18 protein-coding genes are annotated in these 19,957 nt (G+C 43.4%); 3 read left to right on the plus strand and 15 right to left on the minus strand.

Annotated elements, in window-relative coordinates:
* Positions 1-1,170 carry a PepSY-associated TM helix domain-containing protein gene (locus BLP33_RS16775; protein ID WP_090531011.1) on the plus strand — a complete coding sequence of 390 codons (1,170 nt, stop codon included), beginning with the start codon at positions 1-3 and terminating at the stop codon, positions 1,168-1,170.
* A 57-nt stretch (positions 1,171-1,227) separates the two neighbouring features.
* Here BLP33_RS16775 and BLP33_RS16780 read toward each other — a convergent pair whose 3' ends face one another.
* The 15 genes from BLP33_RS16780 to BLP33_RS16845 form a co-directional block, all read right to left on the minus strand.
* Entirely contained in the window at positions 1,228-2,259 is a 1,032-nt protein-coding gene (locus tag BLP33_RS16780; RefSeq protein WP_090531014.1) for a ferredoxin--NADP reductase, read from the minus strand.
* A 12-nt stretch (positions 2,260-2,271) separates the two neighbouring features.
* On the minus strand, positions 2,272-3,723 hold the full coding sequence (locus BLP33_RS16785) for an amino acid permease (protein ID WP_090531017.1): 1,452 nt from the start codon (positions 3,721-3,723) through the stop codon (positions 2,272-2,274).
* 283 nt (positions 3,724-4,006) lie between these two features.
* The gene (locus BLP33_RS16790) at positions 4,007-4,618 is read right to left on the minus strand and encodes a superoxide dismutase (RefSeq protein WP_090531021.1); all 612 of its coding nucleotides are present in this window, start codon (positions 4,616-4,618) and stop codon (positions 4,007-4,009) included.
* 180 nt (positions 4,619-4,798) lie between these two features.
* Positions 4,799-5,272 carry a nucleoside deaminase gene (locus BLP33_RS16795; protein ID WP_175490035.1) on the minus strand — a complete coding sequence of 158 codons (474 nt, stop codon included), beginning with the start codon at positions 5,270-5,272 and terminating at the stop codon, positions 4,799-4,801.
* On the minus strand, positions 5,273-5,608 hold the full coding sequence (locus BLP33_RS16800; protein WP_090531024.1) for a tRNA-binding protein: 336 nt from the start codon (positions 5,606-5,608) through the stop codon (positions 5,273-5,275).
* Positions 5,609-5,832: 224 nt separating this feature from the next.
* Positions 5,833-6,921 (minus strand): efflux RND transporter periplasmic adaptor subunit, encoded by a 1,089-nt coding sequence (locus BLP33_RS16805; RefSeq protein WP_090531365.1) that lies wholly within the window; start codon positions 6,919-6,921, stop codon positions 5,833-5,835.
* 4 nt (positions 6,922-6,925) lie between these two features.
* Positions 6,926-10,177: an efflux RND transporter permease subunit gene (locus tag BLP33_RS16810; RefSeq protein ID WP_090531026.1), complete on the minus strand. Its 3,252-nt coding sequence runs from the start codon at positions 10,175-10,177 to the stop codon at positions 6,926-6,928.
* Between the two features lie 7 nt (positions 10,178-10,184).
* Entirely contained in the window at positions 10,185-11,579 is a 1,395-nt protein-coding gene (locus BLP33_RS16815) for a TolC family protein (RefSeq protein ID WP_090531029.1), read from the minus strand.
* 154 nt (positions 11,580-11,733) lie between these two features.
* Positions 11,734-11,970, minus strand: a complete 237-nt coding sequence (locus tag BLP33_RS16820) for a hypothetical protein (protein WP_090531034.1) — start codon at positions 11,968-11,970, stop codon at positions 11,734-11,736.
* Between the two features lie 383 nt (positions 11,971-12,353).
* Positions 12,354-14,609: a response regulator gene (locus BLP33_RS16825; RefSeq protein WP_090531038.1), complete on the minus strand. Its 2,256-nt coding sequence runs from the start codon at positions 14,607-14,609 to the stop codon at positions 12,354-12,356.
* Between the two features lie 25 nt (positions 14,610-14,634).
* Entirely contained in the window at positions 14,635-15,231 is a 597-nt protein-coding gene (locus BLP33_RS16830; protein WP_090531366.1) for a DUF6436 domain-containing protein, read from the minus strand.
* Between the two features lie 181 nt (positions 15,232-15,412).
* Positions 15,413-16,501, minus strand: coding sequence for an acyltransferase family protein (locus tag BLP33_RS16835; protein ID WP_090531041.1), 1,089 nt, complete (start codon positions 16,499-16,501; stop codon positions 15,413-15,415).
* 68 nt (positions 16,502-16,569) lie between these two features.
* Entirely contained in the window at positions 16,570-17,028 is a 459-nt protein-coding gene (locus BLP33_RS16840) for a DUF1569 domain-containing protein (RefSeq protein ID WP_090531044.1), read from the minus strand.
* An 81-nt stretch (positions 17,029-17,109) separates the two neighbouring features.
* Positions 17,110-17,277, minus strand: a complete 168-nt coding sequence (locus BLP33_RS27480; RefSeq protein WP_175490036.1) for a hypothetical protein — start codon at positions 17,275-17,277, stop codon at positions 17,110-17,112.
* A 1-nt stretch (position 17,278) separates the two neighbouring features.
* Positions 17,279-18,868 (minus strand): anti-phage dCTP deaminase, encoded by a 1,590-nt coding sequence (locus tag BLP33_RS16845; protein ID WP_090531047.1) that lies wholly within the window; start codon positions 18,866-18,868, stop codon positions 17,279-17,281.
* Positions 18,869-19,110: 242 nt separating this feature from the next.
* On the opposite strand from BLP33_RS16845, the gene BLP33_RS16850 reads away from it, so the two are divergent.
* Together BLP33_RS16850 and BLP33_RS16855 are read left to right on the plus strand one after the other, a co-directional pair.
* Entirely contained in the window at positions 19,111-19,563 is a 453-nt protein-coding gene (locus BLP33_RS16850; protein ID WP_090531050.1) for a carboxymuconolactone decarboxylase family protein, read from the plus strand.
* 34 nt (positions 19,564-19,597) lie between these two features.
* The gene (locus BLP33_RS16855) at positions 19,598-19,942 is read left to right on the plus strand and encodes a YciI family protein (protein WP_090531052.1); all 345 of its coding nucleotides are present in this window, start codon (positions 19,598-19,600) and stop codon (positions 19,940-19,942) included.
* Positions 19,943-19,957 lie beyond the last annotated feature (15 nt).

A 19,957-nucleotide genomic window follows, 5' to 3' on the forward strand; every position in this document is an offset into this window, starting at 1 on the left:
ATGACACCTTTTAAAAAAACACTGTTGTTTATACATCGCTGGCTTGGATTTATATCCGGGCTGGTGGTATTTATAGTAAGTATAACCGGCTGTATCTTTTGCTTTCAGGACGAGATCCAGGATGCGATACACAGTTACCGTAAGGTTGAGGTACAAGCTAAACCCTACATAGCACCATCAATACTTAAGTCCGAAGCACTGAAAGGCCGTAAAGGCGCTACGGCCAGTTATGTTTACTATTACGGTACCGGTCGTCCTGCGGGGGTGTTGGTAACGGACAAGAAAGAGGGCCTCCTTTTTGTATATCTGAATCCTTATACAGGTAAGATCACCCATACCGAAAGCCCCGCTTCAAACTTTTTTATTATTGTTGAATATATTCACCTGTACCTGTTGCTCCCGGCTAATATCGGCACCCTGGTAGTAGGCATATCGGTGATAATTTTTGTGGTGCTGATGATCACCGGCATAATACTCTGGTGGCCCAAACGTAAAAGCGACCGTAAACGCAGCTTCACTATTAAGTGGGGTGGCCGCTGGCGCCGTGTTAATTACGACTTGCATAACGTTTTGGGCTTTTATGCCACCAGCGTGGCCATCATATTGGCCATAACAGGTCTGTCAATATCATTTGACTGGATGCGTGAAGCTATTTACACAGCCGCTAATTTGGGCAAAGCGCATCCCGAAGAAAAGGTAGTTTTCAAGTCCGATTCGTTGTTGAATGGTAAAATGGATACCACCCAGGTTATCAACAAAGCATATTTATCAGCCAAAGCCGCCTCGCCAAATGCCGAAATGTTTTTAATTTATGACGATGCTGCTAAAGCCGGTGCCATAGGCGTAACCGCATACGCACAGGCCCTGCACTACTATAAAAGTGATAGCTATTCTTTCGATAAATACACCGGCAAATTATTGAACCGTACCGCGCATGAACAAAAAAGTGCCGGCATGAAAATGAATAACATGAACTATGATGTTCACGTAGGGCAAATCTTAGGCCTTCCCGGTAAGACCATTGCTTTTTTGGCCAGTTTGATTTGTGCAAGCTTGCCAATCACCGGCTTTATCATCTGGCTCGGCAAACGCAAAAAATCCAAATCAAAAAAGGTAAAAACGGTGGTGCACAGAAGGACGGTAAGGCAGCATTTGCCAACCGACCGTTGATTTTTGATACACTGATTACGTTGATTATTCTTTCGCTTCCTGGTATAACTCCCCCTTTTAGGGGGCTGGGGGGCCAATAACCACCTCATCATCCAAGGGATGCCCGGTGCAGGTCAAGATCCATCCTTGTGCAAGATCCGCTTCAGTAAGTACATCATTTTTCACCATTTCAACTTTACCGCCGGTGCATTTAACCATGCAGGTAGAGCATATTCCTCCCCGGCAGCTATAAGGTAATGGGATATTGTTTTGCAGGGCGGCCTGCAGTATGGATTGGTTTTCGCCTACTACAATATCGTGCAGCTCGCCCCGGTATTTTATTTTGATGTTTTTAGGTGGAAAGTTAGTAAAGCTGCTTGTTACGGCAACTGTTTCGAGCACAAAATTTTCGCGGCGGATCTTTACCTGATCAATCCCCATATACACCAGGTCGAACCGGATCATTCGCATAAAAGCAAACGGGCCGCAAAGGTAAAACTCAGCATTTGCCAGGTTGAAGCTGGCGTATTGCTTCACCAGCTTTTCTACCTTATCGGGGTTGAGTCGGTTACCTTCGCTGCTAAGCAGGTAAATGATTGTCAACCTTTCGGGGTGTTTGGCTGCCAGTTTATCCAGCTCGTTTTTGAATAAAATGGAAGCGGCATTTTGATTACTATAAATGAGGGTTAGCCTGCTTTTACCCTCCCGGTTCAAAATATATTTCAGTTGCGAAAATATAGGGGTAATGCCGCTGCCGCCCGCAAATAAAAACAGATCCTTTTCCTGCTGATGGTCACTGATGATAAAACGGCCGGCAGGGGCTAATGCTGTTAACTCATCGCCTTCCTTTATTTTAGTGAGCATAAACCTGGATATTTCACCGTTGGTAATGCGCTTAATAGTTATTGCAGGGTATGGTTCATCGGGCGACGAGCTTAACGAATACGAGCGCCTGATCTCTTCCTGCCTGTGGTTAAATATCAGTGTGATGAACTGCCCTGCGGTATAAGGGATAAGATTACTATCAATACTGCTCAAATAAAATGTAGCCGTATCTGGAGTTTCCCATTTTATGCGTTCAACTTTTAGTTTTAAAATCTCTTCGGTCATCAATTGATGGCGTTATTGTTTATCTGCAAGCATTTTGCGGATAACGCTGTTCTTTTTGCCGTAAGTATAATAGATAACCAAACCAATTGCAAGCCAAATGACCAAACGCAACCAGGTATCGCCGGGTAGAAACGTCATCATGGCAAAACAGGTCAGGATACCCAGCACCGGCACCAATGGCACAAGGGGTGTTTTAAACGGCCGGTGAATATCAGGCTGCTGCTTCCGTAAAATAAGTACACCGGCGCAAACCATAACAAATGCAAGCAAGGTACCAATGCTGGTCATTTCACCAACCACGCGTATCGGAACAAATGCGGCAAAGAGGGCTATAAAAGCGCAAAGCATAATATTCGATTTCCAGGGGGTGCGAAATTTGGGATGCACTTCTGAAAAAACCTTAGGCAGCAAACCATCTTTCGACATAGAGAAAAACACACGCGATTGGCCTAACAGGTCGACCAAAATCACCGAGGTATAACCTATTAAAATAGCCAGCACAATAGCTTTGCTCAACCACTGGTAATGCGTTTTTTCAATGGCGATGGCAACCGGTGCGCCCGAACCTATAAATTCCTTATAGTTGGCCATTCCGGTCATTACGTGCGCAAATACAATAAAGAGTACCGTACAGATCAGCAGCGAGCCGATGATCCCGATAGGCATATTGCGCTGCGGGTTTTTGGCCTCCTGCGCCGCAGTTGATACAGCATCAAACCCAATAAATACAAAAAACACTAATCCCGCCCCTCTCAATATGCCCGACCAGCCATAATCGCCCCAAACACCGGTATTTTGCGGGATATAGGGATGATAGTTTTGCGGGTTAATAAATGACCATCCAACCGCAATAAACACCAGCACCACGCCCACTTTCAAGGTTACAATAATGGCATTAACCAATGCCGAACCTTTTGTACCCCGGATAATGATACTGGTAACCAAAATCACAATGAGCGCAGCTGGCAAATTGATGATTCCGTTAATAATATTGCCATTGGCAGCCTTAGCAGTTTCAAAAGGCGAAAGCGTAAGCTGTGGAGGCAAATACAGGTCAAACCAGGATAAAAATTTAGTAAGGTATTGCGACCAGCTGATGGCCACTGTTGCTGCGCCCACGGCATATTCAAGCGCGAGGTCCCAGCCTATGATCCAGGCAAAGAGCTCGCCCATGGTAGCATACGAATAGGTGTAAGCGCTCCCCGCAACAGGTATCATGGCCGAAAACTCGGCATAACAAAGGGCAGCGAAAGCACAGCCAATAGCAGCAATTAAAAAAGAAATGGTTACCGCAGGCCCCGAATGCTGGCCCGCCGCTATACCGGTTAACGAAAATAAACCGGCCCCTATGATGATGCCTATCCCAATTAAAATAAGGTTAACGGGCCCAAGCGAGCGTTTTAATGAATGTTCCCCCTCCTCCTTCGATTCGCGGAGCAGGGTTTCTATGGGCTTTTTGATCATGATATAAAAAAGTCCACAAAGTTAGTAGATTATTGCAGGGATTAAGCGTGGGTGTATAATTGGGAGGTAAAATAAGAATTAAATAAAGATATGTCATTGCGAGCGTAGCGCGGCAATCTCGTAGTCAATGCATGTCCGATTTGTATAGCAACGAGATTGCCGCGTCGCCCCGGGGCTTATACCCGTTTCGCTCCTCGCAATGACATTTTTTGAGCCTGTTGATTAAAACAAAAGCGGCAGGACCATCAGATCCTGCCGCTTTTGTTTATGAGCTTAAATAATATTAAGCGGTTGCTTTTGCGTAAAGCTCGGCAACGTGGTTCCAGTTGATCACATTCCAGATAGCTGCTAAGTAATCCGGACGACGGTTTTGATATTTCAGGTAGTAAGCATGCTCCCAAACGTCGATACCTAAAATTGGGGTACCTTTTACTTCAGCGATATCCATTAACGGGTTATCCTGGTTAGGAGTTGAAGTTATAGCCAATTTTTTATCAGCAGTAACAATTAACCATGCCCAGCCAGAACCAAAACGGGTTGCACCTGCTTCAGATACTTTGGTTTTGAAATCGGCAAATGAACCGAAAGTGCTTTTGATAGCATCAGCTAAAGCGCCTGTAGGCTCGCCGCCACCGTTTGGTGATAACAAGGTCCAAAACAAAGTATGGTTGTAGTGACCACCGCCATTGTTACGCACAGCAGCGGGGAATTTAGAGATATTTTTAATGATATCATCGATATTGCTTTCAGCCTCAGGCTTACCTTCCAAAGCTTTGTTTAAATTGGTAACATAAGCCTGGTGGTGTTTGCCATGGTGAATTTCCATGGTCAGTTTATCAATGTGCGGTTCCAGAGCATCAGTAGCGTAGGATAACGCCGGTAGGGTAAATGCCATAATTTTAGTTGTTTATTTTAAAGTTTACTGTTTGTTGTGACGTAACAAATATAAGCGTTGATTGAAGTTTTTGTTCTAAATAATTGTCATGTTTTCTTTAGTTCATAGTTAATGGTTCATGGATCATAGCTTATATAGCTATCTCTCATTGCCATGAACTATGAACCATCAACTATTAACTCACTTCTTCCTCTTCCCCTTAAAAAAATCTTTCACCAACTGGCTGCATTCAGCTTCGCGGATACCGCCGGTGATCACTGTTTTGGGATGGGTTATTTTTTGGTTGATGCGGCCGAACCCGAGTTTGTTATCATAGGCCCCAAAAACGATCTTACTTACCTGGAACCAGTATGAAGCCCCGGCACACATTACACAGGGCTCCATAGTAACGTACAGCGTACAGCCTTGCAGGTATTTACCCCCAATTAAATTGGCGGCTGCAGTAAGGGCCTGCATTTCGGCATGGGCCGATACATCGTTAAGCCGTTCGGTAAGATTGTGCCCTTTTCCTATGATGCGGCCATTGTAAACCACAATTGCCCCAATCGGAATCTCATCCTCCTCCAATGCATAGCGGGCTTCTTTTAGCGCTTCGCCCATAAAATATTCATCGGGCGATATAGAGGCCTCATCCTCAAAACTGATATATCTCATTTAAATAAGTTTGCTGCCGTTTGGCACTGGCTTTTCAACAGCGGTTAACACAATGTCTCCGTTCTCATCGGCAAAGCCGGTAACCAAAAACTCCGACATAAAATTGGCGATCTGCTTTTTAGGGAAATTTGTTACACCCACTATCTGCCGGCCAACCAATTCTTCTTTGGTGTAATGCTTCGTGATTTGCGCGCTCGACCACCGGATGCCGAAAGTGCCAAAATCAACCCTCACCTTAAAGGCCGGCTTACGGGCTTCGGGGAAATCAATTGCCTCCAATACAGTGCCCACACGCAGTTCTACTTTTTCAAAATCATGCCAGGTGATGGTTTCCATACGGGCAAAGGTAAAAAAATATGTCTCTCGCTCTTCTCCAAAAAAGCTGCCCTTGCCTCTATTTTAAGTAAAGGGTTTGATATGGACATTGGCGAACAAAATCAATGCGTCATGTATCATGAACTGATGAGTTATAATAATGAAACGCGACAATTCTGCTCATGGGGCCGAATGTAAAAGTCCTGTTCCAAGCCGCTTAGGCTTAGCCATTGCCTCTAACACTCTCAATTAATATTCGTCCCGTCCTTCACCTCATCGCTGGCATTTTTAAGAATGATATCGTTGGCCTTCAGGTTTCCAAACACTTCGGTTGAGTCATGTCTGGATAATCCTTCCTTTATATCAATTAATGCTGCCTTGCCGTCTTTTACGGCTATTACATATTCCCTCTCGGTTGACCGGATGATGGCATTGTTGGGCACTAACAACGATTTGGCGCCCGAAAGCATCGGGATCTTTACTTCGGCATACATCCCCGGTTTTAGTATTCCATTTTGGTTTTGTACGTCTATTTCAATAGCTTCAGAACGCATACTCCCTAAAGCATTGGCCGAGCGACTGATTTTGGCTGTTTGTTCCTGCCCCGGCATAGCATTAAAAGTGAATTTTACCTGCTGCTTTAAGTCAACTTTGTCTACGAAATCTTCGGGGATGTAAACCTCTAAACGCAGCTTGCGGGTATCCTGCAAAATAAGCATAGGCAGGTCTGTACCTTTACCCGGGGCTACCAAAGCTCCCGGAGATACGTTACGCTGAATGATCATGCCATCAAACGGTGCACGAATGTTCAGGTAATCCTGCATGGTGCGTACAGATGCCACGATCGAGCTTTCTGAGCGGGCCATTGCGTCATCAGCTTTCATTTTTGCTAAAGCGTTATCCAATTCAAGCGGCGAAACTGATCCAGGTTCTTTTGCAGCCTCTTTTAAACGCTGATACTTTTCTTTACTGGCAACAGCATTTTCCTTAGCCTGCATGTACCGCGAATCGGCGGCCTGCAGTTGCGATTCCATTTCCGGCGCTTCTAAGGTTACCAGTAATTGTCCCTTTTTAACCAAAGTACCACGGTCAACAAAAACGGTTTTTACAAACCCGTTTACTTTCGGAAACAGGTTTACCTCGTTATAGGGCTTTAACTGGCCCGGAAGGCGGGCTTCGCTTGAGAGTGCTTTTTCCGACACTTTGCCGGTTTCATATCCGCTTGCTTTTTGGGTGGTTTTTTTGGTTTCTGTGAGGTCCACCGGCTTTTGATTGCCTGCACATGCAGCCATCAGGCTGATACCGCTTAGCAGTACAATATATTTTAGTTTCATAATATCAGCTATTGGAGGTTTCAAGTTGTTGAGGTTCATTAACATTTACGTCCTTCATTAAGGACGGTGAATCATAAGTGGTTTTTTGCTGTACCCAGGCAAATACCTGCGGTAGTATAAACAGCGCGGCTAATGTTGAGGCAAACAAGCCGCCTATCACAGCGCGGCCCAAAGGTGCGGTTTGCTCGCCGGCTTCACCCATCCCTGATGCCATCGGGATCATACCTGCCATCATGGCCAAACTGGTCATGAGGATTGGTCTTAACCTGATGGACGCACTGGTAATGGCTGCCCTTGTAGAGTCTTTATAATCCAGTCTCAGGGTTTCAGCATTGGTTACGATCAGGATGGCGTTTGCCACCGATACCCCTGTAGACATGATCATGCCCATGTAACTTTGCAGGTTAAGTGTTGAACCGGTAAGCAGTAATGCTGTTAGCGATCCCAATATTACTGCCGGTACGGTAGATAGTACTGTAAGGGATAATTTAAACGATTGGTAGTTAGCGGCCAGCAATAAAAAGATCACCAAAATGGCAAACATCAAACCGTTCTGCAAGCTGTCGAGCGTTTCTGTCAATAAGCTCGACATACCCTTAACTTCAGCAATCAGGCCTTTAGGCGGTGCCCCGACAGATTTGATAACCTGCTGCACCGCGGCAGTAGCGGTGCCCAAATCCTTCTTGTAAATATTGGCGCTCACGGTTAAGAAGCGGCGCGGACCGGTACGGTCATATTCACCAGGAACGTAATTAACCTTAAAGCTGGCGATATCACCCAGTACAGGTGTACTTTGGCCTTTCACCAGTGGGATCTCTTTCAACTCATCCATTGTATTCATCACATACTCTGGAATTTGAACCTGTACCTGGTAGGTATAGGCCGATTTATCATCCAACCAAAGGTTTTTCTCGGTAAAACGGCTTGATGATGTACTTGCTGTAACCGAGCGGGCAACATCTTTAATATCCAGGCCTAATTGAGCAGCTTTCAACCTGTCGAGCGTTATTGCCACCACAGGAAACTTTAAAGGCTGACTGATCTGCACATCCCTCAAATAGCTGATCTTTTTAAGTCCGGCCAAAACCTTGTTCGAGTAGCCTTCTATCTGTGCCATATCCTTACCCGCTACCCTTATTTCGATAGGTGTAGATGCACCCTGGCTCATGATCTTTTCGGTCATGTCGATAGGTTCAAAAGTGATGCGGAGATCGGGCATGCGCGATGCTATGTTTTTACGGAGCGCATCTTTAAGCTCATCCATATTGATGTGGTAATCTTCATCAAGGTTAACCTGTAATACCGCTTCATGTGTACCGGTATTAAATACATAAAGATTGCTGGTACCATAGCTGCTTGGCACTATGCCCACATAGCCAGATGTAATTGCCACGTGATGATTAACCGTGTTGTCGATGATCTGCAAAACCTGTTTCAGCCCGTCTTCCGTACGTTCAAGTCTTGTGCCATCCGGCTCTTTGATCCTGATCTGAAACTGGCCGTTGTTGAGCTTCGGCATCATATCTTTTCCAATGGTAACAAAGCAAACACCGGCCAGTCCCAAAACAACCACGAGATAAACAGGCACAATTAGTTTTTTGTTATGCATCCAGCGTTCAATGATGTGTATAAAACGGATCTTTATCCGTTCAAACAGGTCATTCTTTTCGGGATGGTTTTGCTCCTGCTGCAGGTGATGGTTTACCTGCCCTTCTTCGGGCCGGTCTAAAGCTTCGCCGGCATGGGCATGCAATTTCCCATGTTCATAATGCTGATAGGTTTCGGCTTTGATAAGCCAGTTTGATAAAATAGGCACCAGTGTTTGCGCTATGATGTACGATACGATCATCGTTAAGCCAATAGATAGCGACAGGGGTAAAAACATCGCTTTAGGCACGCCGTTCATCATAAACGATGGGGCGAATACTGCAAGGATACACAGCAGGATGAGCAATAGCGGGAACGAGATTTCCTGGCAGGCATCATAAATAGCCTGGGCTTTACTTTTGCCCATCTCCAGGTGCTGGTGAATATTTTCGATGGTTACTGTGGCCTGGTCAACCAAAATGCCTATGGCGAGGGCAAGCCCGCTCAATGTCATGATATTGATGGTTTGGCCGAATAAGCCTAAAAGTAATACACCTAACAAAATAGATACCGGGATAGTAATCACCACGATCAAACTACTTCGCCAGTCGCGCAAAAACAATAATACCATCAGGCCGGTGAGCAACGCGCCCAGACCGCCTTCTGTCATAAGGCTTTTTACTGCGTTTATCACAAATATGGATTGATCAAACTCATACGAGATTTTAACGTCATCGGGTAAAAGGCCCTGAATTTCCGGAATCTTCTTTTTCAAAGCCTGTACCACACTCCAGGTACTGGCATCGGCGGTTTTTACTACCGGCAAATAAACAGAGCGCTTGCCATTAATCAATGCATAATCAACCGTAACATCGGTAGCATCGGCAACACGGGCTACATCTTTTACCAAAATGGGAACGCCGTTTTTGGTAACTACGGGGATATTGCCAAATTCATCTATTTGGTTAATCAACGTATTAACCGTAGTTACAAACATAGTGTTGCCTAACCTTAAATTACCCGAAGGCGACATCACATTGAACTTAGCCAACGCGCTTACTACCTCATCGGGTGTCAAGCCGTAACTTCTTAATTTATTTGGATCAACGTTTAAGGTGATGGACCTGGCGTTTGAGCCAAACGGCGGCGGGGCCGATAAGCCGGGAACAGTAGCAAACATCGGCCTTACTTTAGTAGCAGCCATATCATAAATATCCTTCAGGCTGCGATTGGGGGCGGATAGTACCAATTGCCCAACGGGCAACGATGAAGCATCAAACCTTACAACCTGCGGCGGCAGCGCTCCCGGCGGGAAAAAGCTCATTACGCGGCTTACCTGCAAAGCCACCTGGGCCTGTGCTTCGGCCATGTCTGTACTCTCGTAAAAACTCAGCTTAACCATAGTTAAACCCTGGATGTTTTTACTGGTAACGCTTTTGATGCCGTTCACATACAGAAACTGGTCTTGCAAACGGGTTGAAAAGAAACCCTCCATTTGCTGCGGCGACATACCGCCATATGATTCAATAACATAAATGGTGGGCAGGTTTAGTTTTGGGAAAATATCTATCGGTATTTTTATAGCACTAAGCACTGCAAAGATGAGCAGGCTCAAGGTAACCACCACCGTTGTGATGGGCCGTTTAAGTGCGGATGTGACCATTGACATAGCTAAATTATTTTAAAAGGTTTAATACAGTATTTACCTGGTTGCCGGTAACGGCCTGCTGGAACAGGGCATTTGAATAGGCATATTTGGCCTGTACATAGTCAGTTTCGGCGCGGTAAAGGATATTGAGCGCGGCGTTAAGCTCAATGATATCGGTTAGCCCATTTTTGTATAATGACAGCTTTTGCCGGTACCCATCAGAAGCCGCTTTAAGCTGATTGGGGATCTCAACCAGGCGTTCGCGGGCGGTTTGCAGCTCCACGCCCGACCGGTTTGCATTGACCGCCAGCAATTGCTTTTGCTCTTCCAGCTTTTTCCGGGAGTAATCGGTATTGGCACGTTGTGTCCGTAATTTTAACTGGCGGCGACGGATATCAAATAGGTTATAGGAAACACCTATACCTACCAGGTAATTATTCCTGTCGAACCCCCATCCGCTGCTTAGGCTGTTAAAATGGTCGTTAGCATCAACACTTGATCCCCTGCCCCAAACGGCGCCTTCCAATAATATTTTAGGATTGTAGTTTTTTTTGACGAGTGTTTCCCGCTGCAAACTGTTTTGATATACCGATTTATAATAATTGATCAAAGGATGATCGGTGGTGTCGATCACCAAAGGGTCGAGGCCGGTTGCGGTATTGATAAGATTTGTTTCGGCAGCAGTATCGGGTACTATTGTCTGATAGGGTAAGCCGCTGACAGCCGAAAGCTGTAACTGTACCTGCTTCACCTGGTTGTTCAGTTCGATATAGTTCAAACGGGCTTTTGACAGTTCGGCCTCCGCAATGCTGGTATCAACGCCTGCCCTTACCCCACTTTTGGCGAGCGACTGTACCGACCGACGGATCTCCTGGTTGCGTTTTATGTTCCGCGCCTGGATGGTGAGAAAGTTTTCCAGTTCCGTTAGGAGCAGGTAATTGCCAATGGCGTAAGCCTGCAACTGATATTTGGAATCAGCAAACTGGTTTTGCTGTACCTGAATATCAGAGTTGGCTACTTTATTTTGAGCACCATAGGCACCAAAATTGTAGATCTCCCAGTCGAGCGCGGCTACCCCAACGTTGGCTGAAACGGTGGTGGTATTGCTTTCCGGCCGTACCCCCCTGGAGTTGGAAGGAATGATACCAAAGCCGAAGTATGGGCCTGCAACATTGTTATTGGTCCCATAATCTGCCTGGTAATTTAGTTTCAGGTTAGGGAGCCAGCTACTCCTGGTTTCAGCGGCCTGGGCTTGCCTAACCGCTATAGCTGCTGAATCGGTTAGCAATGTGGGTGCGTTTCGGTTTACGCTGTTGAGCAGCGTTTTTAAGCTTACCGGTGTGTTACCTTGTTGCTGCGCATAAGTACAGGCTGTTATTAGCAGGCCTATAAACAGGCAGCAGAACTTCTTTGAAATTCGCATATCTTGATGTACGGAATATGCTTACCGGGAAATGCCCGCACACTAATCGCTACAGATCAGTAAGTACTGCAAAAAATGCCGGTAAACGATGGATAATTAATTGAAAAAATGATCGATGATGTATCTAAAGGCAGAGCGCCTTTAATCATTCAAATCAAATGCGAAAAGTGCAAAGGGAAAGATAGGAGTATCGATATCCGGGTATAATCCTGAAGTTTCGGATTAATTGCTTCGGATTTAATTTCCATAGCTGCAATGCAAAAAACAACAGGATAAAACTGCCTACAACAGCGCTGATCAAATCGGTAACAGACTTTTTCTCCTCAAGGGTTGATTTGTCTGGTCTTTGAACGTAGCTTGATTCGCTGAAGCTGCTGTGCAGGTTCTCCATCTTTCGTTTAAAAACCGAATTGAATCCTGTTGAACGTGTACGGCCTGGTTGCGTCAAGCGGGGAAGGAAAAAAACATGACTGCTCGCGATGACCAAATAAAAGGCCATTACCGATAATATCCGCAACGATCTCAAAAATTCAGTATTTCGCTTATTCAACATATTGCTTATGCTGTACAAAAATGAAAAAAATAACCTAATTGTTTTGCAAAAGTATTGTTGCATTTATATTCTGCATACCGGGATGAGGAAACTTCACTACTATTAAGTCAAGGTAGCCCCCCGCCAGGTAATTGTCTTGCCCTCCGGAGGTTCTAAGTAACGTTTTCTTTTATTAAACATGAGCGAACCAAGAACCAACTAACAACAGGAGTGCGGTTGCATCAACCCTGGCGAACTGCGGCTTTATTAACTAAAGTGTGCCATTTCGAAAGCTTATTCATCAGCTCATCCAGTTTTACAGGCTTACTCAGGTAATCATTCATACCGGCCTGCAAACAATCCTGTTCATCGCCGGCCATGGCGTTGGCTGTTAATGCAATGATAACAGGCTGCTTAATGTCGTCTTTGCGGATTACACGGGTTGCTTCAAGCCCATCCATAACAGGCATCTGCATATCCATTAAAATAAGCCCGTAATCGTTTTTGTACAGGGCCTCTATTGCTTCGAGCCCGTTTTGGGCCATACCCGGCTTATAGCCCATTTTGTTTAAAATGTGTTTAATAACGTGCTGGTTAACCTCATTATCTTCGGCAATAAGGATATTGAAGGGATATTTATCACTAAAATCAACCGAGAGCTTGCTCTTAGTTTGTTTATCATCGTTTTGGACCGATTTATTCCTGAGCGCCATAAAAACCTGTTTGCCCAGCACCTGTTGTTTTATCGGCTTGCTCATAACAGAGGTAAACAGCATTCGCTGATCTTTTATAAATTCTTCGCCAACCGAGCTTAGCAGTATAATAGGAATGTGGCCGTACCCTTCCCTGATGATGCGGGCCAGCATAACCCCATCCATTACGGGCATGTTCATATCGGTAATAACCAGGTCAATGTCTTTGTTTCTCTGCAGGATCACTAAAGCCTCGGCGGCAGACTCTGCCGGTACCGATTTAAGGTTCCAGTTTTCAAACTGGCGGTTTAAAATAGACAGGTTGGTATGGTTGTCATCAACTATAAGGATCTTTTTGCCGCGCAGTTCCTCAAGATCAAAACTGGCAGGCTGCCGGTGGGAAATCTCGCCGGGATAGGCGTTTATGGTAAAGAAAAACCTGGTACCAGCACCGGGCTCGCTTTCAACGCCTATACTGCCGCCCATTAGGGCAACAAGCTTTTGGCAAATAGCCAAACCTAAACCGGTGCCCCCGTATTTGCGGGTAGTAGATGAATCGACCTGCGAAAATGCCTTGAACAGCCGGTGCAGCTTATCATGCGGAATGCCTATGCCTGTATCCCAAACATCAAATCTTAATTTCAGCAAGCCATCAGATTGTTTGTCAACACAGCTAACCTTAATACCAACCTCACCTTTCTCCGTAAATTTTATGGCGTTGCTTACCAGGTTTATAAGTACTTGTTTAAGCCGCAGCGGATCGCCGATGATACCCGGAGATATATCTTCGGCAATTTCATAAACCAGGTCGAGCCCCAATTGTCCGCCTTTAATGGCAAACATATCCATCACATCTTCAATACACTGTCGCAGGTTAAAATCATCCTGTTCAAGATCAAGACTCCCTGCTTCTATCTTTGAAAAATCAAGAATGTTATTGATCACATGGATGAGCGTTTCGCCGCAGCTGATGATGGTTTCGTTAAACATACGCTGCTCATCATTAAGCTCAGTTTCATTCAATAAAGCCGACATCCCGATAACCCCGTTCATAGGCGTACGGATTTCGTGGCTCATGGTGGCCAGGAAAATACTTTTTTCCTGGTTAGCCTGATCAGCCGCGAGGCGTGCCTTTTGAAGTTCCTGGTTTGAATAGTTTAGTTCCTGGTTTGCAGCTGCCAAAACCTCTTCATTATGTTTGCGCTCCAGCGATAACTGAGCTTCCCGCTGCAGATCGGCCATTTGCAGGGTTTGTACTATTCTTAGTTCGTTATACTTGCGCAACTGATAGGCCCAAAGTCCGCATATGAACATGATAACCCCGGTAAGCAACACATGTATGATAAATGTTTGAAGGTCAAAGTAATTGAGCTGGGTAAAAAATATGCCGCCATAACCAATATCCTGCAGATAGCTAAAAACAGCATGGTGTACAATAACAACTAAAAGCAACGGCAATTGTAACCTCCAGTTTTGATAGGTGATCAGCAGCGCACTCGAAATAAATGCAAAAAAGTGCATCTCAAACAAGCCGTGCATCTGGTAAATATACTGGGCCATAAAAATACCTAATACAGCTGCCAGCACATATTGGTATAAAGAAGAATTAGGCAGGGCTATTTTAGCAGTATAGTATGCCAGCAAGCAAAGGCCGCCAACGCCAAAGGCTATAAGCCAGGTATCATAAAAACAAGCCAGTGCTAAACCAACTACAAAATGTACAGGCAGGAAATAATCCATCAACCTGTCTGAGCGGTCTTTGATCTCGGTTTGAAAATTAATGTTTTGAACTATGTCTACGGTCACTATGATTGATATTTAGGGGGTAATATTAATTATGACAGTCGGGCAGTCGACAGCCGTATGACGTTAATGCGAGTTTATTAAATGTTAGGCGTGTATTGTCGTTCAGTAAACCATTGATAGCTACTTTGGCGAAGCTTGTTTTTTCATCGGTACAGTAACGGCTTATGTTATAATTGCCGCGGTAATACAGCTTGCTGCCTGTATCAATAAGGGCAGCCTGGGGTGTTGAGTAAACCCCGCAGGCCTCAGCAACCGAGGGATCAAATATAACGGGGAGTTTCATCCCAAACTTGTCCTGGATTTCGCTTTCGGTGAAGTGTTTACTGCTCATGATCACGATGGCAAAATTCACCTGTCTGTGATATTGCTGGGCAATAGCCTTAAACTGTTTGATATTAAATCTTGAACAGGGACAATCCGGATTAAAAAAATGCAGGAACAGCGGTTTACTGCGATCCTGGTAGTGCCTAGGGTTGATGGACACTATCGTACCCTGCTTTACTGCTTTATAGTTTTCGGGTACAGGAGTAGGCAACTGGTATTGCAGCTCATTATACCAAAACAAAGCGCCAACAGCGATTAAAAGTATCACGAGCCAACCAATAACTAACGTTTTTTTCATTGTACCAAAGGTTGGCATACTTCAACAGAACAACTGAAAATCAGCACAAAACCATTTGTAAAAATAATTATTTTTAGTGTATAAAAAACACTTTTCCGGCATTTTAAACATACAGGTTTTAATTTAACCGTTGGCTAACCCCCTCCTTAATCTTTAATTAAGCAAACGAATAGCCATTCAGTTATTTGACAGCCTGTTTTTTTTTTCTTTCGGTTAGGTAACGACGCAGGGGGATATCGTAACCTATCATAACCAGGTAAGCAAATGTAACTAATACAACTAATCCGGGTATAATGATATATGCCAGGTGAACAGCATCGGGTTTATTTGCCGTATAATAATTACCAAACATCCACATTACTGCATAATGGGTCATGTATAAAGGATAGGAGATGCTCCCCGAAAAAACACATATTTTACGTAAGCTGTTGTTAAGAACAGCACCTGCTCCCAGCGAAACCATTAACGGGAAATAAATGATAACTATAAAAGGCTCGGTAAGCCAGTTCCATGTGGAGAACGGAGACAGGAAAGCCAGCATCAATAAAATAGAAAGACCGATAAAACCAAGCTTATTTTTGACGATAAGGTTATAACGGTAAACCAGCAAACCAGCAGTAAAAGAATAGGCTATCCTCACACCTCCATCCCAAAAAGTATCGCCGCTCCAGCCGCCCATTAAATTACCTGAGTGAGCTGCCACATAGCAAATACCTACAGCAGAAATTGCAGCAAGGACAATCAGGTAGCGCCGCTGAAGACGACAAAGCACAAGTGCATAAACAATGTTAACTACATATTCCCAAAACAATGACCAAGCAGGTGCATTAAACCCAAACAAGTTAAAATACCGTTCATTCATTGTCGGGTTAGGAATCATTAATATGGAGCTGAGAAATAATAGTAGTATACTGCCCGCACTACGGGCTATGGGTTGGGCATTAAATGGATCAAATATAAACCCTAACAAGCCCAATACCGAGCCAAAAACAACCAGCGGGTGCAGCCTGATCAACCTCGATTTGAAAAATTCCTTTATGCCCATTTTGTCGATCCTGTCGTCATAAGCATAGCCAATAACAAAGCCCGACAGGCAAAAGAAAAAATCAACCGCTAAAAAGCCATGACCTATAAAATCCTTGCTATAGTCGGAATAAGCAATCTCCATAAAATGGAAAGTAACAACTGCTATAGCAGCTATGCCCCGCATGCCGTCAAGAATTTCGAAATGCTGTTTGGTTTTAAGGATGGCTGGGCTTAGTTTTTCCATGTGCTATATCGATTTACCTGTATGCCGGTAAAGAAAGGAAAATTTAGCCGGAAGTTCAAACTATGCGCTTAACAGCCAAACTGAGTGAGGTGATGGTCAATATGTTTATAAAACATATTGCTCCATTCGGTAATAGTTAAGGAGCCAAACGAATGCGACTCGCGGCCATCAAAAGCTTTTTCGCCCAGCTGCTGTGTTTTTTGGATGTAGGCTATCAACCTTTTTTTTTCGGTATTGAAATCCCTTTCGCCGGTAATGAGAAATGCAGGCGCTGTAGGGTTGTTGTGTTTATATGGTGTTTCACTCACCACCTTGTTTTTAACCAGCATTTTCAGGATCAGTTTCATGAACAAGCCGGGTTTGGGGTACTTATCTTCATACACCATTTCGTACGTTACACAGCAGTGTGCCAACATTTGTGCTACGTTCATTTTACCCCACCCCGGTGAGGTTTGAGGCGTGAGCTTGTTGATCCGGCTGATTACATCATCAGCTACCTGTGCAGTGAAAATATTGGGTAAGGCCATGAGGGAAAGATAGGCACAATTGTAACATGGGAGAGCATTTAGCTGCCAAAAGTAAGTTTAATCCTCCTGACAGCTATCTTATTAAAAAGACTTAGAATTTTTCAATATAAATCCGATAAAAGACTTTTGATGATAGTTTTTAAATTGAACTACCTTTGCATCTTGCTGTGAGCCATTATTGTTTTTATTATTAACACTTAATGGTAATTGCAATTGTCCTTGTGGTTTACTATTGCTTTGCTTTTTCATCTTAGTGGTAATTTATAAGGCCAAAACTTTCTAAAGTATGTACTGATTGTATTTCCAACGTTGGTAACGCTTGCAAAGTTAATCTTGTTTTTGGCTTTTTGTCTCTTTTATTTGCTAAAATCATATTACCGACTTTATCTTTCCTCGAACTTTGTTGAGTGAAAAATTCTAAATAACGCCGTGGAGCGACACCATCAAACATTAATATCTTTGTTTTGGTCTTACAATCCTCATCTTCACTTATTGCATCGTCATGTAAAAAAATACCAAGGCTCTTTTTATATGGTTCTATAAAATAAATTTCCTTAATCCCCGCAACTATTATATGTCGTGCGCAGTTATGACATGGGTATGTTGTACAAAATAATTTACCGCCTATCATTTTGCTGCCCGCCAATTGGCTTCCTACTATTATGGCGTGCATTTCTGCATGTACAGATCGAGAGAATTCAATCAAATCTTTAATCTTTGAATTTCTCCTTATACTACTTTCTAATTTTTTATAAAGTTCGTCGCCCGTTTTAACACCTGATAATTGCGGTAGATATTCTTGTAGCTCTTCGTTTCCAATAAGACAATTTAAAATATTTTCCGTAACAGAATCTTTGGTTCTATCATTACTGCAATATCCATTAATAAAACAACGATGATCTATCTCATCACCGTCTTTATATAAATTCCCTCCAAATTTAGGCACGTCATTCCAACCACGAGAAATTATTTCTCCTATTGAATTTGTAATCGCTGCACCGACCTGCCTCGATAAACAAGCTGAGTTTCCAGCGGCAGATTTAGCTTCATACATAGCAATTTCATTTGGCGTAGGAGTTACAACCGCACTTTCAAATAATATATTTAAATAGCGAGTTACCTTCATTGGAATAGTGCTCTCATTTTGTTGTGAAACTCTCAGAAAAAAATCAGCCTCCACAAAAGTATCTCTAACATTTTGACCATGCTTACTGTCTTCGAATTCATCAGTGTTAATAATCCTGCTTATTTCTGGTTGAGAAAGCCCTTTTTCTAATAGATTTTGTCTTCTTTCTTTATCTGGTGAAAAAATACTAAATGAATAAAATATATCTCCATAAACAGATCTTAATAATTTCAATTCTTCTTGATGCTTAAGAGAGTCTATAATATAACAAACTCTTCTTGTCCTTAATTCGCCTATTATTTCATCTAAATCTTGATCCGTAAACTTTTTTCCTATTCTATCTTCAAGTATTTTAAGAATTGCAAGTTCCGCCAAGCAAGCATGATTTGTTCTTTCTCTTAAGGCATCCCCACCAATAATCTTAGACATTAACTTAGTAAACTCATGAGTTTGATTGAGAACTGGCTGAGCGTCTATGCCTTGATATTCAACTATTAGATCACTTAGCTTTATTGTATGCACGGTGTAACCATATTCGTTCTCAAGTTGTGATCTTAATTCCTTAATTACAATTTCTCTCGATGAACCTATCGGAGCACAAATGCCAATTATTAATTCTTCAGTTAAAGTATTTTCAATTTTTTCAGAAGTCGATCTTGATTTTATTTGCGTAGGTTCATTATTCGAAACTACAGAAAGCGAAACTTGAGACATTGGTTATAATTGTGATTAGGATGTAAATTATAAAACTACAATTATCTTTATTATATGCAATAATAATCTAACAAAAAATAAATATAGAATTAACAGCTCTTGATTCTATCAATCTATATGTTATATCTATTTAATTAAAATCGAATATTGAAGACTCCTCTAATAAAAAATATTTTTTTCATTTTGTCCAATCTGCTAAGCACGGTTGTCATTGGGTTTTAACAACATAAATTTAAAACAAAATGGAACAGAGAATCAGCATGTGGGAAAAAGGACAAAATGCCTTAAAACCATTATTCGGTATTAATACTTATCTTAAAAAGTCGCCCCTTGAGTTATCCCTTCGTGAGTTGGTAAATTTCAGGGTATCACAGATCAATAAATGCGCTTATTGTCTTGACATGCACTATAAAGATGCACGTGCCAAAGGCGAAACTGAACAACGTTTATATGGCCTGAGCGCCTGGGAAGAATCACCTTATTATACCGATCGTGAAAGGGCCGCCTTTGCCTGGGCCGAAGCCGTTACCGCCTGCCATGTAACCGACGAAGTGTACAACATAGCCAAGGCGCAGTTTAGTGATGAAGAGCTGATAGACCTTACGCTGTCCGTTACCACCATTAACACCTGGAACCGCATCAACCTATCGTTCCCAAATACGCCCGGCACATACCAGGTTGGCCAGTTTGCATAAACAGCTTATATTAACGCCATTAAAACATAGCCTTATGAATGAATTTTTGTTAGTGATCCACAGGGATCTGAAAAGTAAAGATGCCAGTCCCTCGCCCGAACAAATGCAGGCAGCCATAAAACCTTTCCAGGATTGGATAGGCGGCATCGCGGCCCAAAACAAACTGGTTGGTGCTCCCAAACGCTGGGATGGCGATGGCCGGACAATTAAGCAAAATACCGTGATCAATGGTCCTTATGCCGAAATTAAGGAATCGATAGGCGGATTGTTTATAATCAGGGCCGAAGATTACGATGAGGCCGTTGAAATTGCCAAAGGCTGCCCGATATTGCAATGGGGGGCCACCGTTGAAGTACGAATGGCTGTGCCTGCCGTATAAAATAAAATGCCTTTG

This window comes from Mucilaginibacter sp. NFR10, from assembly GCF_900100445.1.
Classification (GTDB): domain Bacteria; phylum Bacteroidota; class Bacteroidia; order Sphingobacteriales; family Sphingobacteriaceae; genus Mucilaginibacter; species Mucilaginibacter rubeus.

Bases quoted from the DNA above. Each gene is read 5' to 3' on its own strand.
- BLP33_RS16775 (WP_090531011.1), top strand. From the start codon at position 1: ATGACACCTTTTAAAAAAACACTGTTGTTTATACATCGCTGGCTTGGA.
- BLP33_RS16780 (WP_090531014.1), bottom strand. From the start codon at position 2,259: ATGACCGAAGAGATTTTAAAACTAAAAGTTGAACGCATAAAATGGGAA.
- BLP33_RS16785 (WP_090531017.1), bottom strand. From the start codon at position 3,723: ATGATCAAAAAGCCCATAGAAACCCTGCTCCGCGAATCGAAGGAGGAG.
- BLP33_RS16790 (WP_090531021.1), bottom strand. From the start codon at position 4,618: ATGGCATTTACCCTACCGGCGTTATCCTACGCTACTGATGCTCTGGAA.
- BLP33_RS16795 (WP_175490035.1), bottom strand. From the start codon at position 5,272: ATGAGATATATCAGTTTTGAGGATGAGGCCTCTATATCGCCCGATGAA.
- BLP33_RS16800 (WP_090531024.1), bottom strand. From the start codon at position 5,608: ATGGAAACCATCACCTGGCATGATTTTGAAAAAGTAGAACTGCGTGTG.
- BLP33_RS16805 (WP_090531365.1), bottom strand. From the start codon at position 6,921: ATGAAACTAAAATATATTGTACTGCTAAGCGGTATCAGCCTGATGGCT.
- BLP33_RS16810 (WP_090531026.1), bottom strand. From the start codon at position 10,177: ATGTCAATGGTCACATCCGCACTTAAACGGCCCATCACAACGGTGGTG.
- BLP33_RS16815 (WP_090531029.1), bottom strand. From the start codon at position 11,579: ATGCGAATTTCAAAGAAGTTCTGCTGCCTGTTTATAGGCCTGCTAATA.
- BLP33_RS16820 (WP_090531034.1), bottom strand. From the start codon at position 11,970: ATGGAGAACCTGCACAGCAGCTTCAGCGAATCAAGCTACGTTCAAAGA.
- BLP33_RS16830 (WP_090531366.1), bottom strand. From the start codon at position 15,231: ATGAAAAAAACGTTAGTTATTGGTTGGCTCGTGATACTTTTAATCGCT.
- BLP33_RS16835 (WP_090531041.1), bottom strand. From the start codon at position 16,501: ATGGAAAAACTAAGCCCAGCCATCCTTAAAACCAAACAGCATTTCGAA.
- BLP33_RS16840 (WP_090531044.1), bottom strand. From the start codon at position 17,028: ATGGCCTTACCCAATATTTTCACTGCACAGGTAGCTGATGATGTAATC.
- BLP33_RS27480 (WP_175490036.1), bottom strand. From the start codon at position 17,277: ATGAAAAAGCAAAGCAATAGTAAACCACAAGGACAATTGCAATTACCA.
- BLP33_RS16845 (WP_090531047.1), bottom strand. From the start codon at position 18,868: ATGTCTCAAGTTTCGCTTTCTGTAGTTTCGAATAATGAACCTACGCAA.
- BLP33_RS16850 (WP_090531050.1), top strand. From the start codon at position 19,111: ATGGAACAGAGAATCAGCATGTGGGAAAAAGGACAAAATGCCTTAAAA.
- BLP33_RS16855 (WP_090531052.1), top strand. From the start codon at position 19,598: ATGAATGAATTTTTGTTAGTGATCCACAGGGATCTGAAAAGTAAAGAT.